This window comes from Ruminococcus sp. AF17-1AC (assembly GCF_003461385.1).
GTDB lineage: Bacteria > Bacillota > Clostridia > Oscillospirales > Ruminococcaceae > Hominimerdicola > Hominimerdicola aceti.
On sequence record NZ_QTWZ01000011.1, the window covers coordinates 1 to 14,489 of the forward strand.

Consider the following 14,489-nt stretch of genomic DNA (forward strand, 5'->3'; position numbering starts at 1 on the left):
ATCTCTCTTTTCTTTTTTCTTAATTTTGTCCAATATCTATTGTAGCACTACACCTATCTCAAAGAAATTTTCCTTACCCCCTTGTAATTTGTTTTGAAATTTGATATAATAAATCTATATGAGTATTTGACGGCTTTTGCCGCCTTTGGATAAAGGATCGAGGCTTTTATGGACGATAATAAAAAATTCGGCGACGTTTCTCAGGAGGATATTGACAAGGCTAAAAAAGCCGCCCCTGACGACCTAAAGGAAAAACAGCCCGTGAATGTTATGGACGAGGTCTTTGAATGGGCTGAATCTTTCGTGTTCGCTATGTTTATGGTGATCCTGATATTTACTTTTTTCTTCAGGATAGTTCTTGTTCAGGGTCCTTCTATGCGTGAGACCTTGCAGGATCAGGACAGACTTATAATCACTCACATAAATTATACACCCCAAAAGGGCGATATTGTTGTTATCAACAGCGAAAAGCTTGGCAAAACTATAATCAAGCGTGTTATCGGCACCGGTGGAGATAAGGTTGTCGTTGATTATAATAACAACACCGTTACAGTGAACGGTAAGGTCATTTCAAATGACAATATCAGGGAAGCTATGTATAACACTAATCTCTTTGATGAGAAATATGAAGTGGAAGAAAATGTTTTTGAGTATGACGTGCCTGAGGGCAAGCTGTTCGTCATGGGCGATAACAGAAATAATTCCACAGACAGCAGAAGGATAGGCTTTATCGACCCGTCTGACGTGCTTGGCAAGGCAGTTTTAAGGCTTTATCCATTCGACAGTTTTGGTAAGGTAAGTTGAAAAAGCAGGGCAAAAGAGCTGTTGATAATCTGTTCGACTTTCTTGAGATCATAGTCATGGCAATGTTCGTGGTCGTGCTTGTTTTTACTTTTGTGTTCAGAACAGTTAACGTACAAGGACAGTCAATGCAGGACACTCTTTTTGAAAATGATTCTCTTGTTATATCAAAACTGCTTTATACGCCAAAGCAGGGGGATATAGTTGTGGTCAACTCGTCAGTTCTTGACAATAGGATAATCAAACGTATCATTGCCGTTGAAGGGCAAAAGGTCGAGATAGACAACAAGTCGGCTGTAGTCAAGGTCAACGGAGCAGTGCTTGATGAGAGCTATATTAAGTGCGACGGCAGCTTTGACGACGAGTATTTTGATGAAAGATACTATAATAAAGAAAGTGAAGTTTATGAATATGAAGTGCCTGAGGGCTGTTGCTTTGTAATGGGCGACAACCGAAATCATTCCACAGACAGCCGTGTAATAGGATATGTGCCTTATGACGAGATAGTCGGCAGAGTTCTGTTTCGATTTGCGGCAGGCAATGACGAGGGCATTGGTAAGGTAGATTGAGTTAGAGTAAGGAGGAAGATATGAGCGAAGTATCTCACGTTCAGTGGTTTCCTGGACATATGGCAAAAACACGCCGCATTATGGCGTCAAACCTAAAGCTTGTGGACGCAGTTGTGGAAATAACTGACGCTCGTATCCCGTTTTCAAGCAGAAACCCTGAAATGAAGCGTATCGTAGGCTCAAAGCCAAGGCTTGTGCTTCTCAACAAGGCTGATTCAGCCGACCCTGAGGTAACGGCAATGTGGCTGGACTATTATGCAAAACAGGGAATAACTGCTCTTGCTACAGATTGTCGGAGTGGCAGGAACGTAAGCAAGTTTTATGGAAAGCTCAAAGAGCTTTTAAAGGACGATATTGAGAAATGGAATGCCAAGGGTATGTCTGGCAGACCTGTAAGAATAATGATAGTCGGTATACCAAACGTTGGCAAATCTTCGTTTATCAACAGACTTGCAGGGTCAAGGCTTGCAAAAGTCGAGGACAGACCCGGCGTTACAAGAGGCAAACAGTGGGTGAAGCTTGACGAGGGCTTTGAGCTTTTGGATATGCCTGGCGTGCTGTGGCCTAAGTTTGAGGATAAGCTTGTTGGCGAAAGGCTCGCATTTACAGGTGCAGTCAAGGACGATATAATGGACATGGAATATCTTGCCTGCCGTCTGCTGGAGTTTTTGAAAGAGAACTATCCTGAGCTTATCGAGAAACGTTATGGCATCAGAACAGATGATATAGAGCCTGCTGACGAGGAAACTATCGGCTGTGTTGTGGGCTTTGAGCTTCTTGAAAGAATAGGCAGAAAGCGTGGCTTTTTAGTTTCTGGCGGAGAGATCAATACCGAAAGGGCAGCCATTACAGTTATGGACGAGTTCAGAAACGGCACTCTCGGCAGACTTACTCTTGAAAAGCCGAAGGGGTATTGATATGACGCTCAGTGAGTTTGACAACGAGATAAGAAAAGATCATAACGTGGTGTGCGGCTGCGATGAAGCTGGCAGAGGTCCTCTTGCAGGAGATGTGTTTGCGGCGGCTGTGATATTTGATAAGGACACAGTTATAGAGGGGATAAACGACAGCAAAAAGCTTACAGCGAAAAAGCGTGAGGAGCTTTTTGATGAGATAATGGAAAAAGCAGTTGACTTTTCTATACAGACCGCAACAGTGGAAGAGATAGAGGATATAAATATACTTAACGCCGCAATGCTTGCAATGAAAAGAGCGGTGGAGGATATGGATACAAAGCCTGACGTTTGCCTTATAGACGGCAATAAGACCCCTGAGGGGCTTGAATGTCCTGCCATAGCGGTGGTAAAGGGAGATGCCAAAAGTCAGGCAGTGGCGGCGGCTTCAATTCTTGCAAAGGTCGCAAGGGACAGGTATATGGAGCAAATGGCTGAACAATATCCTGAGTATCGGTTTGAGAAGCATAAGGGATATGGCACAAAGCTCCACTATGAGATGATAGACCGATATGGCCCTTGCGGGATACATAGAATGAGTTTTCTCAAAAAGTATTATGCAAAGAAAAACGGGCATTGACCATACCCAGCGCCGAAAGGCGGGCAATATCGGGGAGGACGCAGTTTGCGGCTTTCTTGTAAGACACGGGTATGAGATAATAAAGAGGAATTTTACCGTCAGAGGCGGTGAAATAGATATAATCGCAGAGAAAGCGGATATCATAGCTTTTGTGGAGGTCAAAACTAGGGAGCATGGCTCTCTTACCTCCGCTGAAGAGGCAGTTGATCCGGTCAAGCAGCGGCATATCGTTCAGACAGCACAGGCTTTTTGTAAGGGGATTTTAGAGCCTGTGTGCTGTCGGTTCGATGTTGCGGCGGTAGAGCTGGAGAACGGCAGAGTCAAAAAGCTGAGATATTATGTGAACGCTTTTGATGCAAGTATGAAATAAAGACCATGGGTCGGATATGCCGAACGAACTGTGTCTGTAGGGGCGAACACTGTTCGCCCGTGACGTGGAATGTTAGACGTTATCTGAACAAATGGTCTGTAAATAGCCGACACCTGTCGGACATCTAAAACAAGAAGGGTTGTTGTTTATGTTTTACAAAAGTACAAGAAACAGCGAAGTAAAGGTTTCGTCTGCACAGGCGATAGCACAGGGCATTTCTGAGGACGGCGGTCTTTTCGTTCCGTCTGAGATACCTGCCATAACACTTGATGATATCAAGGCTCTTGGCGAAAAAAGCTACGCCGAGAGAGCATTTTTCGTTTTCTCAAAGTACCTCACAGATTTCACAGAGGCTGAGATACGTTACTGCGTAGAGGGTGCTTACAACACAAAGAATTTCGACACAGACAATATTGCAGAGCTTGCTCACCTTTTTGACGGCACTTATATGCTCGAATTGTGGCATGGTCCAACTTGTGCATTTAAGGATATGGCTCTCCAGATACTGCCGTACCTGCTCACAACTTCTATCAAGAAGCTTGGCGTTGACAAGAAGGTAGTTATCCTCGTTGCTACATCAGGCGACACTGGCAAGGCTGCTCTCGAGGGCTTCAAGGACGTTGAGGGTACAGAGATACTGGTGTTCTATCCGGAGGACGGCGTTTCAGCTATGCAGAAAAAGCAGATGACAACTCAGGAGGGCGGCAACGTTGGCGTTTGCGCTATCAAGGGCAACTTTGACGACGCTCAGACAGGTGTTAAGACTATCTTCACAAGCAAGGAAACTGCCGATAAGCTCGCTGAGAACGGCATGATGTTCTCCTCTGCAAACTCTATCAACTGGGGCAGACTTGCACCACAGATAATCTACTATGTATCTACATACGCTCAGCTTGTTGCTGACGGCGAGATCGAGCTTGGCGACAAGATAAATATAGTTGTTCCAACAGGCAACTTCGGTAATATCCTCGCAGGCTACTATGCAAAGCATATGGGTGTTCCTGTTAATAAGCTTATCTGCGCTTCAAACGCAAATAACGTCCTCACAGACTTTATAAAGACAGGTATTTATGACAGAAATCGTCCGTTCCATACAACTATCTCACCTTCTATGGATATCCTTATCTCTTCAAACCTTGAAAGACTTCTCTATCACCTCAGCGGCTCTGACGACGCTCAGATAAGAGAGTGGTTCGGCAGCCTTTCTAAGACAGGCAGATATGAGGTAACAGACGAAGTGAAGAAGGCTATCGCTGACGAGTTCTATGCAGGCTGCTGCGACGATGAGCAGACAAAGGCTTGCATTAAGGAGATCTATGACGAGTATTCCTACACCTGCGACACTCACACAGCCGTTGCAGTGAAGGTATACAAGGACTATGCGGCTGCTACAGGCGACAAGACAAAGACTGTTATCGCTTCAACAGCAAGCCCATATAAGTTCTCAGGTTCTGTTCTCGCAGCTATCGGTAAGGATACAAACGCTGACGAGTTCGGTCTTGTTGACGAGCTTGCCGAGGTTTCAAAGATACCTGTTCCTGCTTCACTTGCTGCGCTTAAAGATAAGGAAGTAAGATTCACAAAGGTGATCGACAAGGCTGATATGAAGGACTACATCTACTCAGCTCTGGGTATTTGATATGTACCCGTCCGACTATTGTCGGGCGGAGGTCAGCGCACAGCGTATGTCCACTGACCATGGCGAGGGGAATTAGCCTCTTGCCTTAAATGTCTTGCACTCTGTTTCGTCACAGCAGTCAGGGTCGGTGCAGGTACAGCCTACGTTGATCTTGCCTGCGGTACATTCGCAGTTGTTGCTGTTGTAAACGCATTTGTCTACGTTGCAGTGGATACCGTAAATTCTATCCTTCTCCATTTGTACATCGCTCCTTCTGCAGCTTTTTGCTGCAAAAGTAGTATGTGCATGAGTGGTCGGGATAATACATGAAGTTTCTGGAATGGAGGAAAAACCGTGAGCCTATTTGCCATTGCCGACTTGCATTTGTCGCTGGGTACAGATAAACCAATGGATATATTCGGCGGCTGGTCTGACTATGTGACAAAGCTTGAAACAAACTGGCAGAACAAAGTTCGTCCCGAGGACACTGTGGTGATACCGGGTGATATCTCGTGGGGAATGAATTTTGAGCAGTCGAAAAAAGACTTCGAGTTCATAAATAAGCTCAACGGCAGAAAAATAATATCCAAGGGCAATCACGATTATTGGTGGAACACCAAGAACAAAATGGATAAATTTTTCGCAGAAAACGGTTTTGATACCATAAATATCCTGCATAATAATCATTACAGCTATGAGGGCTTCGGCATATGCGGAACAAGAGGCTGGATAAGCGATAATGGTGAACCTGCAGATCAGAAGGTTCTGGCAAGGGAAGCAGGCAGACTTGCACTCTCTATCGAGTCTGCACAAAAGGCAGGCTTAGAGCCTGTGGTGTTTCTGCATTATCCGCCGCTTTTCGGTAATAGCTGCAATTATGATATGCTTGAAGTGCTTCATAAATACGGCATAAAAAAGTGTTTTTACGGACACCTTCACGGAAGAGCCCACGCTTATGCAATAAACGGCACTCGTGACGGAGTGGAATATCGGCTTATAGCTAGTGATTTCTTGCATTTTGACCCATTGGACATAACGAAAATTGTGCAAAGTGACAATTTATAAAAAAATGCTGGAAATGACAATATATTTGTGCTATAATGTATAAGATACATTTATATAATGGAGGAATAATAAATGAGTTTAAAAGCTACAAACAATGTTGAAACCAATAAGTACGAGCTTGAGATCGAGATCTCTGCTGAGGATTTTGAGGCTGCAATAGAGAAAGCTTATCTTAAAGCAAGAAAGAATATCGCTATGCCTGGCTTCCGTAAGGGTAAGGCTCCTAGAAAGCTTATCGAAAAGGAATACGGCGAGCAGGTATTTTTTGAGGACGCTGTAAATCTTCTGTACGCTCCTGTTGTAAACGGCGCAGTTGAAGAGTCCGGTCTGGAACTTGTTACTCGCCCGGAGGTAGAGGTAACTGAGATCAGCAAGGAAAACGGTGTAAAGCTCAAGGCAACTTGCATCACAAAGCCTGAGGTTGAAGTTAAGGACTATAAGGGTATAGAAGTTGAAAAAGTTGTCAATCCTGTAACTGATGAGGATATCAACAAGCAGCTTGACGCTCTCAGAGAGAAGAACGTTACTGTTGAAACAGTTGACGACAGAGCGGCTGAAAACGGCGACGACGTTGTTATCGACTTCGAGGGCTTCAAGGACGATGTTGCTTTCGAGGGCGGTAAGGCAGAAGATTTCACACTGTCACTTGGAAGCGGTCAGTTCATTCCTGGCTTTGAGGATCAGATCGTTGGTCACAACGCCGGTGAGGAGTTCGACATCAACGTAACATTCCCTGAGGAGTATCAGGTAAAGGAACTTGCAGGCGCACCTGCTGTATTCAAGATCAAGCTCAAGAGCATATCAAAGAAGGTTATGCCTGAGCTGGACGATGATATGGTAAAGGATTCAACAGAGTTCGATACAGTTGACGAATACAAGGCTGACGTTAAGAAGAAGCTTGAGGAAGCTAACGAGAAGCACGCTGATTCCGAGGTAGAGGCTAAGATATTCGATAAGGTCATCGAGAACATGACAGCTGAGATCCCACAGGTCATGTTTGACAACAGAGTAAACGAGATGATCAGCGAGCTGGAGCAGAGACTTGCACCACAGGGCATCTCACTTGATCTCTATATGCAGTATACAGGTCAGACTATCGACACTGTAAAGAAGGCATATGCTGAGCAGGCTGAGAAGCAGGTCAAGCTCAGACTTGCACTTGAAAAGATCGCAAAGCTTGAGAATATCGAGGTGACTGAGGACGAGCTTAAGGCTGAGTTCGATAAGCTTGCTGAGGCTTACAAGCTTGACGTTGACCAGATCAAGCAGTTTATCCATGACGACGACCTTAAGAAGGATATTGCAGTTGGCAAGGCTGTTGACCTTATCAAGGACGCAGCAGTTATAAAGTAAGATAATTTATGCTTTCGCCCGCATGACCTTATGCGGGCGAAAATAGATTAAGGAGGCAATTTTATGGCATTGGTACCTTATGTAGTGGAACAGACAAGCAGAGGCGAGAGAAGCTATGACATTTATTCCCGCCTGCTCAATGACAGAATAATCATGCTCTGCGACCAGATAGACGACGCAGTGGCAAGCGTAGTAGTGGCACAGCTGCTTTATCTTGAAGGACAGGATCCTGAAAAGGATATCGACCTTTATATAAACAGCCCCGGAGGAGTTATCACAGCCGGTATGGCTATCTATGATACTATCCAGTATATCAAGTGTGACGTGTCAACTATATGCATGGGTATGGCTGCTTCAATGGGTTCATTCCTGCTTTCAAGCGGCACAAAGGGTAAGAGATTTGCTCTGCCAAACAGTGAGATACTCATTCATCAGCCTCTTATCGCAGGCGGCGGAATTTCTGGTCAGTGTACAGATATAAAGATACATTCTGACCACATGGTAAAGACCAGAGAGAAGCTCAACAGGATACTTGCCCAGAACACAGGCAAGCCTATCGAGCAGATCAACATCGACACTGAGCGTGACAATTATATGACAGCTCAGGAGGCTCTTGAATACGGTCTTATCGACAAGGTAATAACTAACAGATAGGTTCGGTGAAATAAATGGCTAATGATACAATAAGAAAATGCTCGTTCTGCGGCAAGCCTGAGGACAAGGTTAGAACACTTTTTTCAGCAGGCACGAGCCACATTTGTGACGAGTGTGTACTTTATTGCTATAATGTTCTGGCTGAGCAGGAGGGACTTCCTACAACGAAGCAGCGCGGCAAGGGTAAAAATGCAGCTGACAGCGGCATAACCCTAAAGAAGCCTGCGGAGATAAAGGCAGTTCTTGACGATTATGTTATCGGTCAGGAGGACGCAAAGATAGCTCTTTCTGTTGCGGTATACAATCATTACAAGAGAATTTTGTCACTTAATGACGATGATGACGTAGAGATACAGAAAAGCAACGTTTTGCTTCTTGGACCAACAGGAACAGGAAAGACTTTGCTTGCACAGACTTTGGCAAGGCTTCTAAACGTGCCTTTTGCTATTGCTGACGCTACTACGCTCACAGAGGCAGGCTATGTAGGCGACGATGTTGAAAACGTGCTTACAAGGCTTATTCAGGCGGCAGATTATAATGTTGAAGCGGCTCAGAACGGTATTATTTATATCGACGAGATAGATAAGATATCAAGAAAGTCGGAGAACGTTTCTATCACAAGAGATGTAAGCGGTGAGGGTGTACAGCAGGCACTTCTAAAGATAGTAGAGGGCTGTGTGTCCAATGTGCCTCCACAGGGTGGCAGAAAGCACCCACATCAAGAGTTCATACAGATAGACACCAAAAACATTCTGTTTATCTGTGGCGGAGCTTTTGAGGGACTTGACAGTGTTATCAAGAAGCGTACAGAGTCATCATCACTTGGTTTTGGCGGAAAGGTCAAGAGCAAAGAGGACGATAACAACATCATGAAGAGGGTAGTACCACACGATCTTGTTAAGTTCGGTATCGTACCGGAGCTTGTGGGCAGACTTCCTGTTATCACGGTTCTTGACGAGCTTGACGAGGACGCACTTTGCAGGATACTCACTGAGCCAAAGAACTCGCTTATCAAGCAGTATACGAAGCTTTTCAAGCTTGACAACATCGATTTTGAGATCACAGAGGACGCAAAGCGAGAGATAGCCAAGAGGACTATTGAAGAAAAGACAGGAGCAAGAGGACTTAGGGCGATAGTTGAGAAGATACTCACAAAGCTCATGTTTGAAGCGCCGTCTGATGATGAGATAGTTGGCATAAAGATAACGGCTGAATGTGTTCGTGGCGAAGCAGAGCCTGAGATAACTCGTGCGGTAAGCTCGGCCAGAAAGAAAAAATAGTACAAATCTTTGTACAGATAAATGAGAGGCGGAGTATTCTGCCTCTTTTTTTGTTGCATATCTGCGTTATCCGCACATTATTTATTTGTTTAACAAACCATGTAGGGGCTGGCACCCTCGACAGCCCGCTTTTTGGACGTTACATCTTGTAATTTATTGCACAAACTTTGAGAAAACGCACAATTTGTGGTAGGGACGAGCATTGTTCGCTCGTTTCGGTCGCTTGCATAAATTTGTCACAATCAAAAAAATTCGACACTTCGATATCGGGACGTCTACATTTTGTTGTTTACGATACGAGGTCATGAAGCTAATGGACGACACTCCCCACTTTGACCGCATTTTCCCTTGAATTATGCGGAAATATGTGCTATACTAAAGAAAATACACTATAGGGGGTATCCATATGAATGAACTTATCCAACAGTTTATTACTGATGAAGTCACTGCTCTCACTTACTCCGACCTTTGGAACTTCGTCAACTCCAACTCCATTTGCCGTGGTACTTTCGAGGGCAATAATCACATTATCATGAAAATCTCCTCTAATCAATTCATTATTTATCGTATTTGCCTTGGTATGGAAAACACCAAATATCAGGAAGCTGTTCTTGTTGCAAAAACCTACCTGCTTAAAAAGATAAACAGCATGGCTTATCAGCTTCATTTAGAGGATATTCAGAACATTTTAGACTAATTGCTTTTTAAGGAGATCATAAAATGAGTGTGCCTTTGGCTGAACGAATTAGACCCAAGACCCTTGATGATATTGTGGGACAGACCCACCTGTTAGGCGAAAATAAACCTCTCAGGCGTATTATCGAAAGCGGTAAAATACCAAATATGATTTTTTACGGTCCGTCAGGTGTTGGCAAAACTACGGTCGCAAGAATGATAGCAAATAATGCTAATATGACTATGCATAAGCTTAACGGCACAAGTGCTTCTATTGCTGATATCAAGCAGATAGTTGCTGAAACTGAAACGCTCAGCGGCATTAATGGTATCTTGCTTTATCTTGACGAGATACAGTATCTTAACAAAAAACAACAGCAATCTCTTCTTGAATACATTGAAAACGGCAAGATAACTCTTATCGCTTCTACCACTGAAAATCCGTATTTTTATGTGTACAATGCCATAATCAGCCGTTCAACTGTGTTTGAGTTCAAACCGCTGACTTCGGAGGAGATCTTGCCTGCAATAAAGCGTGCTTTTCAGCTTATGGCTGATGAGCTGGGACTGAAACTGCGTCTTGAAAATGGTGTGTTGGAGCATATCGCAAGGGGCTGCGGCGGTGATGTGAGAAAGTCAATAAATACAGTGGAGCTTTGCATACTTTCGGCAGATAATGACGGTGAAAAGCTCACCGTGAACCTTGATAATGTGAAGCTTCTTACTCAGCGCAGCAATATGCGCTATGACCGTGCAGGGGACGAGCATTATGATATTCTGTCGGCTTTGCAGAAGTCCATAAGAGGTTCTGACGAGAACGCCGCACTTCATTATGCCGCACGGCTTATGGAAGCGGGGGATATTATTTCTCTGTGCAGACGGCTGCTTGTTATCGCAAGCGAGGATATTGGACTTGCGTATCCAATGGCGGCGGTAGTGACGAAATCCTGCGTTGATTCGGCATTGCAGTTGGGACTGCCTGAAGCAAGGATACCATTGGCGGAAGCTGTGGTTCTTCTTGCCACTGCTCCAAAATCAAATTCTGCTGAATCAGCAATAGACGCAGCTTTAGCAGATGTTAGAAACGGTGATTTCGGAGATTATCCACGGCACTTGCAGAATAAGCATTTTGACGGCGAGGGTGCTGTTATCAAAGGACAGCACTATCTTTATCCTCATGACTATCCAAACCATTGGGTAAAACAGCAGTATCTGCCTGATAAGCTTGTGGGGAGGACTTATTATCAGTATGGTGAGAATAAGACGGAGCAAATGGCGAAAGCGTATTGGGAGAAGATAAAGAAGTGAGAAATGGAAAAAACGAAAAGAGTGAAGCGTTCTTGTGGCTGTAGATCATATTCTACAAAAATTAATCGCCGCAGGCGATACCTTAATTCCTCACTCCTCACTCCTCATTCCTCACTATAAAAAAATTTTCGTTGACATGAAAAGAAAAATACGCTATAATAAAAGAGAACGGAATGTCCGTAAAATTTTATGATGGGAGTAATTTCGATGAAAATAATGGATACTATCGGCTTTGTTGAAAATGTCGATAAAGAAGTCGGCGAAGCAATGGAAGCCGAGCTGGCAAGACAGAGAAGAAATCTTGAACTTATCGCAAGCGAAAATATCGTTTCACCTGCCGTTATGGCTGCAATGGGTTCTGTGCTTACTAATAAGTATGCTGAGGGATATTCTGGTAAGAGATATTATGGCGGCTGTCAGTGCGTTGACGTTGTGGAGGATATAGCTGTTGAAAGAGCCTGCAAGCTTTTTGGTGCTAAGTATGCTAACGTTCAGCCACATTCTGGCGCTCAGGCTAACACTGCTGTTTATTTTGCTCTTCTTAAGCCGGGCGACACTGTTATGGGTATGAGCCTTGACGCTGGCGGACACCTTACACACGGCTCACCTGTAAACCTTTCAGGTAAGTATTTTAATTTTGTTCCTTACGGCGTAAATGACGAGGGTTATATCGACTACGAGGCTCTTTACAAGCAGGCTAACAAGTGCAGACCTAGACTTATTGTTGCAGGTGCAAGCGCTTATCCAAGAGCTATCAATTTTGAGAAGCTTTCTGAGATAGCAAAGGCTGTTGGTGCATATCTTATGGTAGATATGGCGCATATTGCAGGACTTGTTGCCGCAGGCTGTCATCAGTCGCCAGTACCATATGCTGACATTGTTACAACAACAACACATAAAACCCTGAGAGGACCAAGAGGAGGACTTATACTCACAAACAACGAGTATATAGCAAAGAAGATAAATTCTGCTATTTTCCCGGGCACACAGGGCGGCCCTCTTATGCACGTTATCGCTGCAAAGGCAGTTTGCTTTGGCGAGGCTCTCAAGCCTGAGTTCAAGGCATACGGTGAGCAGATCGTAAAGAATGCACAGGCTCTTGCAAAGGGACTTCTTGACAGAGGATTCAATCTCGTATCAGGCGGTACAGACAATCACCTTATGCTTGTTGACCTCAGACCATTCCACATCACAGGCAAAGAATTTGAGAAGAAGCTTGACGAGGTTTACATCACTGTAAACAAAAATGCTATCCCTAACGACCCTGAGAAGCCATTTGTAACCAGCGGTGTAAGAGTTGGTACAGCGGCAGTTACCACAAGGGGACTTGTTGAGGAGGACATGGACGTTATTGCTGAGTGTATGTATCTCACAGCAATAGACTTTGACAATAAGGCTGACGAGATCAGAGAAAAGGTAAACGCTATCTGCAAGAAATATCCACTTTACGAATAATTGTACGGATCTATATACTGTTGATACACAAAGGGAGCGGCTTAGGTCGCTCCCTTTTTTCTCAATAATATATGAATAAATCTCTCTTTTGGTTGATTTTTAACAGAGATCGTGTTATAATAGTCTTTTAGAGTATAATTAAAAGGTGGGATATACTTTGCCAATTAAAATACCAAATGACCTTCCTGCGTTTCAAACGTTGGAAAATGAGAATATATTCGTTATTCCCGATGACAGAGCCGCTCATCAGGACATTCGTGCCTTGAAGATCGCTATTGTCAATCTCATGCCTGACAAAATTGCGACAGAAACGCAGCTTCTGCGTCTTTTGAGCAACACACCTCTTCATGTTGACATCGACCTTATTCAGATGAGCAGCCATATGTCAAAGAACACATCTATCGAGCATATGCTTGCTTTCTACAAGAACTTTGACGAGGTGTGCGATAACCGATATGACGGTCTTATAATCACCGGTGCGCCTGTTGAGCAAATGGAGTATGAAGACGTTGATTACTGGGACGAGCTTTGCAGAGTTTTTGAATGGTCAAAGACCAATGTTTTCTCAACTATCCACATATGTTGGGGCGCTCAGGCTGGGCTTTATTATCATTATGGAGTTCCCAAATATCCTTTGAAAGAGAAGATGTTTGGCAATTTCAAGCACCATATCGACTATCCCGAAAGCATTATTCTTAAAGGCTTTGGAGATGTTTTCCATTGTCCGCACTCACGTCATACTGAGGTGCGTCGTGCAGATATCGAAAAGGTGGACGATCTTATAGTGGTGGCAGTGTCAAACGAGGCTGGTGTGCATCTTGTTTCAGATAAGACGCAAAGACAGTTTTTCCTGTTCGGCCACTGGGAATATGATCGTGAGACCCTTGCAAAAGAGTATTTCAGAGATAAGGAAAAGGGGTTGCCTATACAGATACCATATAGCTATTTCCCTGACGATGATCCGCAAAACAAGCCTATTTTCAATTGGAGCTGTTCAGCTAATCTGCTTTATTCAAACTGGCTCAACTACTGCATTTATCAGAAAACGCCATATGATCTTAACGAACTTGAGCCACTGGGGGCTTCACAATGAAGAACGGCAGACATATAGCTGAGTTTTACGGCGTTGGAGTAATGCTCGCAATAGTGGGCGGCTATCTTGACGCTTATACCTACATCAGCCGTGACCATGTTTTTGCAAATGCACAGACAGGTAACATGGTGTTGTTGGCTATCAATATCAAAGAGGGAAGCTGGCTGAAGGTCTTTCTTTATCTCATGCCTATACTGTCCTTTATGCTTGGCGTGCTGATAGTGGAAGCTGTGAAGCTGAAATTCAATGAACACCCGAGGATACATTGGCATAGGATCATAATCGGTGTGGAGCTTGTGGTGCTGACTATTGTGGGATTTATCCCTGCCGGTACGCTTAACACATTGGCGAATATCCTGGTTTCTTTTACCTGTGCAATGCAGGTGGAGGGCTTTAGGAAAATGGACGGAAAGCCTTTCGCTACCACGATGTGTACTGGCAATCTTAGAAGCGGTACGGATAATCTGTTTCAGTATTTGAAAACTAAGGATAAGCAGAAGCTTAGTAATGCAATGCAGTATTATGGCATAATCCTTTGCTTTATCGGCGGAGCGGCAGTGGGTGCATTTGTCACAGAATTGCTTGAAACTAAAGCGGTGTTTGTCGCTTTGACAGGACTTGTTGTCGCACTCTGCATTTTAAGAAGCGACGACGATAAATTAGCAGAAGGTAAGTGACGATCACCCACAAGCTTCAGGACAATAAATATCTCACA

The 14,489-nt window shown here is 44.1% G+C and carries 16 protein-coding genes; 15 read left to right on the forward strand and 1 reads right to left on the reverse strand.

The features are described 5' to 3' along the window. Positions 1-168 precede the first annotated feature (168 nt). From lepB (DWW81_RS08435) to thrC, 6 genes are all read left to right on the forward strand, one after another. Positions 169-804, forward strand: coding sequence for a signal peptidase I (lepB, locus tag DWW81_RS08435; RefSeq protein WP_117863748.1), 636 nt, complete (start codon positions 169-171; stop codon positions 802-804). Next, positions 801-1,370 carry a signal peptidase I gene (gene lepB, locus DWW81_RS08440; protein ID WP_117897463.1) on the forward strand — a complete coding sequence of 190 codons (570 nt, stop codon included), beginning with the start codon at positions 801-803 and terminating at the stop codon, positions 1,368-1,370. The genes lepB (DWW81_RS08435) and lepB (DWW81_RS08440) overlap by 4 nt, the downstream gene beginning before the upstream one ends. A 20-nt stretch (positions 1,371-1,390) precedes the next feature. Further along, positions 1,391-2,287 (forward strand): ribosome biogenesis GTPase YlqF, encoded by an 897-nt coding sequence (ylqF, locus tag DWW81_RS08445; RefSeq protein ID WP_117897462.1) that lies wholly within the window; start codon positions 1,391-1,393, stop codon positions 2,285-2,287. A 1-nt stretch (position 2,288) separates the two neighbouring features. Next, positions 2,289-2,903, forward strand: a complete 615-nt coding sequence (locus DWW81_RS08450; RefSeq protein WP_117863751.1) for a ribonuclease HII — start codon at positions 2,289-2,291, stop codon at positions 2,901-2,903. Further along, on the forward strand, positions 2,881-3,273 hold the full coding sequence (locus tag DWW81_RS08455; protein WP_117897461.1) for a YraN family protein: 393 nt from the start codon (positions 2,881-2,883) through the stop codon (positions 3,271-3,273). The genes DWW81_RS08450 and DWW81_RS08455 overlap by 23 nt, the downstream gene beginning before the upstream one ends. Positions 3,274-3,421: 148 nt before the next feature. Further along, on the forward strand, positions 3,422-4,912 hold the full coding sequence (gene thrC, locus DWW81_RS08460) for a threonine synthase (RefSeq protein ID WP_022286699.1): 1,491 nt from the start codon (positions 3,422-3,424) through the stop codon (positions 4,910-4,912). 72 nt (positions 4,913-4,984) lie between these two features. Here thrC and DWW81_RS08465 read toward each other — a convergent pair whose 3' ends face one another. Next, positions 4,985-5,149, reverse strand: a complete 165-nt coding sequence (locus DWW81_RS08465) for a DUF1540 domain-containing protein (protein WP_117876148.1) — start codon at positions 5,147-5,149, stop codon at positions 4,985-4,987. 96 nt (positions 5,150-5,245) lie between these two features. Here DWW81_RS08465 and DWW81_RS08470 point away from each other — a divergent pair, with 96 nt between their 5' ends. From DWW81_RS08470 to DWW81_RS08510, 9 genes are all read left to right on the forward strand, one after another. Then, a complete protein-coding gene (locus DWW81_RS08470; protein WP_117897460.1) occupies positions 5,246-5,956 on the forward strand; it encodes a metallophosphoesterase in 711 nt (236 codons plus the stop codon). Between the two features lie 72 nt (positions 5,957-6,028). After that, a complete protein-coding gene (tig, locus tag DWW81_RS08475) occupies positions 6,029-7,309 on the forward strand; it encodes a trigger factor (protein WP_117891741.1) in 1,281 nt (426 codons plus the stop codon). A gap of 63 nt (positions 7,310-7,372) precedes the next feature. After that, entirely contained in the window at positions 7,373-7,963 is a 591-nt protein-coding gene (gene clpP / locus DWW81_RS08480) for an ATP-dependent Clp endopeptidase proteolytic subunit ClpP (protein WP_022286703.1), read from the forward strand. 14 nt (positions 7,964-7,977) lie between these two features. Further along, the gene (gene clpX / locus DWW81_RS08485) at positions 7,978-9,243 is read left to right on the forward strand and encodes an ATP-dependent Clp protease ATP-binding subunit ClpX (protein WP_117897459.1); all 1,266 of its coding nucleotides are present in this window, start codon (positions 7,978-7,980) and stop codon (positions 9,241-9,243) included. A 406-nt stretch (positions 9,244-9,649) separates the two neighbouring features. After that, positions 9,650-9,940 carry a hypothetical protein gene (locus tag DWW81_RS08490; RefSeq protein ID WP_022286705.1) on the forward strand — a complete coding sequence of 97 codons (291 nt, stop codon included), beginning with the start codon at positions 9,650-9,652 and terminating at the stop codon, positions 9,938-9,940. A gap of 23 nt (positions 9,941-9,963) precedes the next feature. After that, positions 9,964-11,226: a replication-associated recombination protein A gene (locus tag DWW81_RS08495; RefSeq protein WP_181982707.1), complete on the forward strand. Its 1,263-nt coding sequence runs from the start codon at positions 9,964-9,966 to the stop codon at positions 11,224-11,226. A 207-nt stretch (positions 11,227-11,433) separates the two neighbouring features. Further along, complete coding sequence (gene glyA, locus DWW81_RS08500) at positions 11,434-12,681, forward strand: serine hydroxymethyltransferase (protein ID WP_117897458.1); 1,248 nt, start codon at positions 11,434-11,436, stop codon at positions 12,679-12,681. Positions 12,682-12,838: 157 nt separating this feature from the next. Beyond that, on the forward strand, positions 12,839-13,774 hold the full coding sequence (gene metA / locus DWW81_RS08505; protein ID WP_117897457.1) for a homoserine O-succinyltransferase: 936 nt from the start codon (positions 12,839-12,841) through the stop codon (positions 13,772-13,774). After that, positions 13,771-14,451, forward strand: a complete 681-nt coding sequence (locus DWW81_RS08510) for a YoaK family protein (RefSeq protein ID WP_117891738.1) — start codon at positions 13,771-13,773, stop codon at positions 14,449-14,451. Before metA ends, DWW81_RS08510 begins: the two co-directional genes overlap by 4 nt. Positions 14,452-14,489 lie beyond the last annotated feature (38 nt).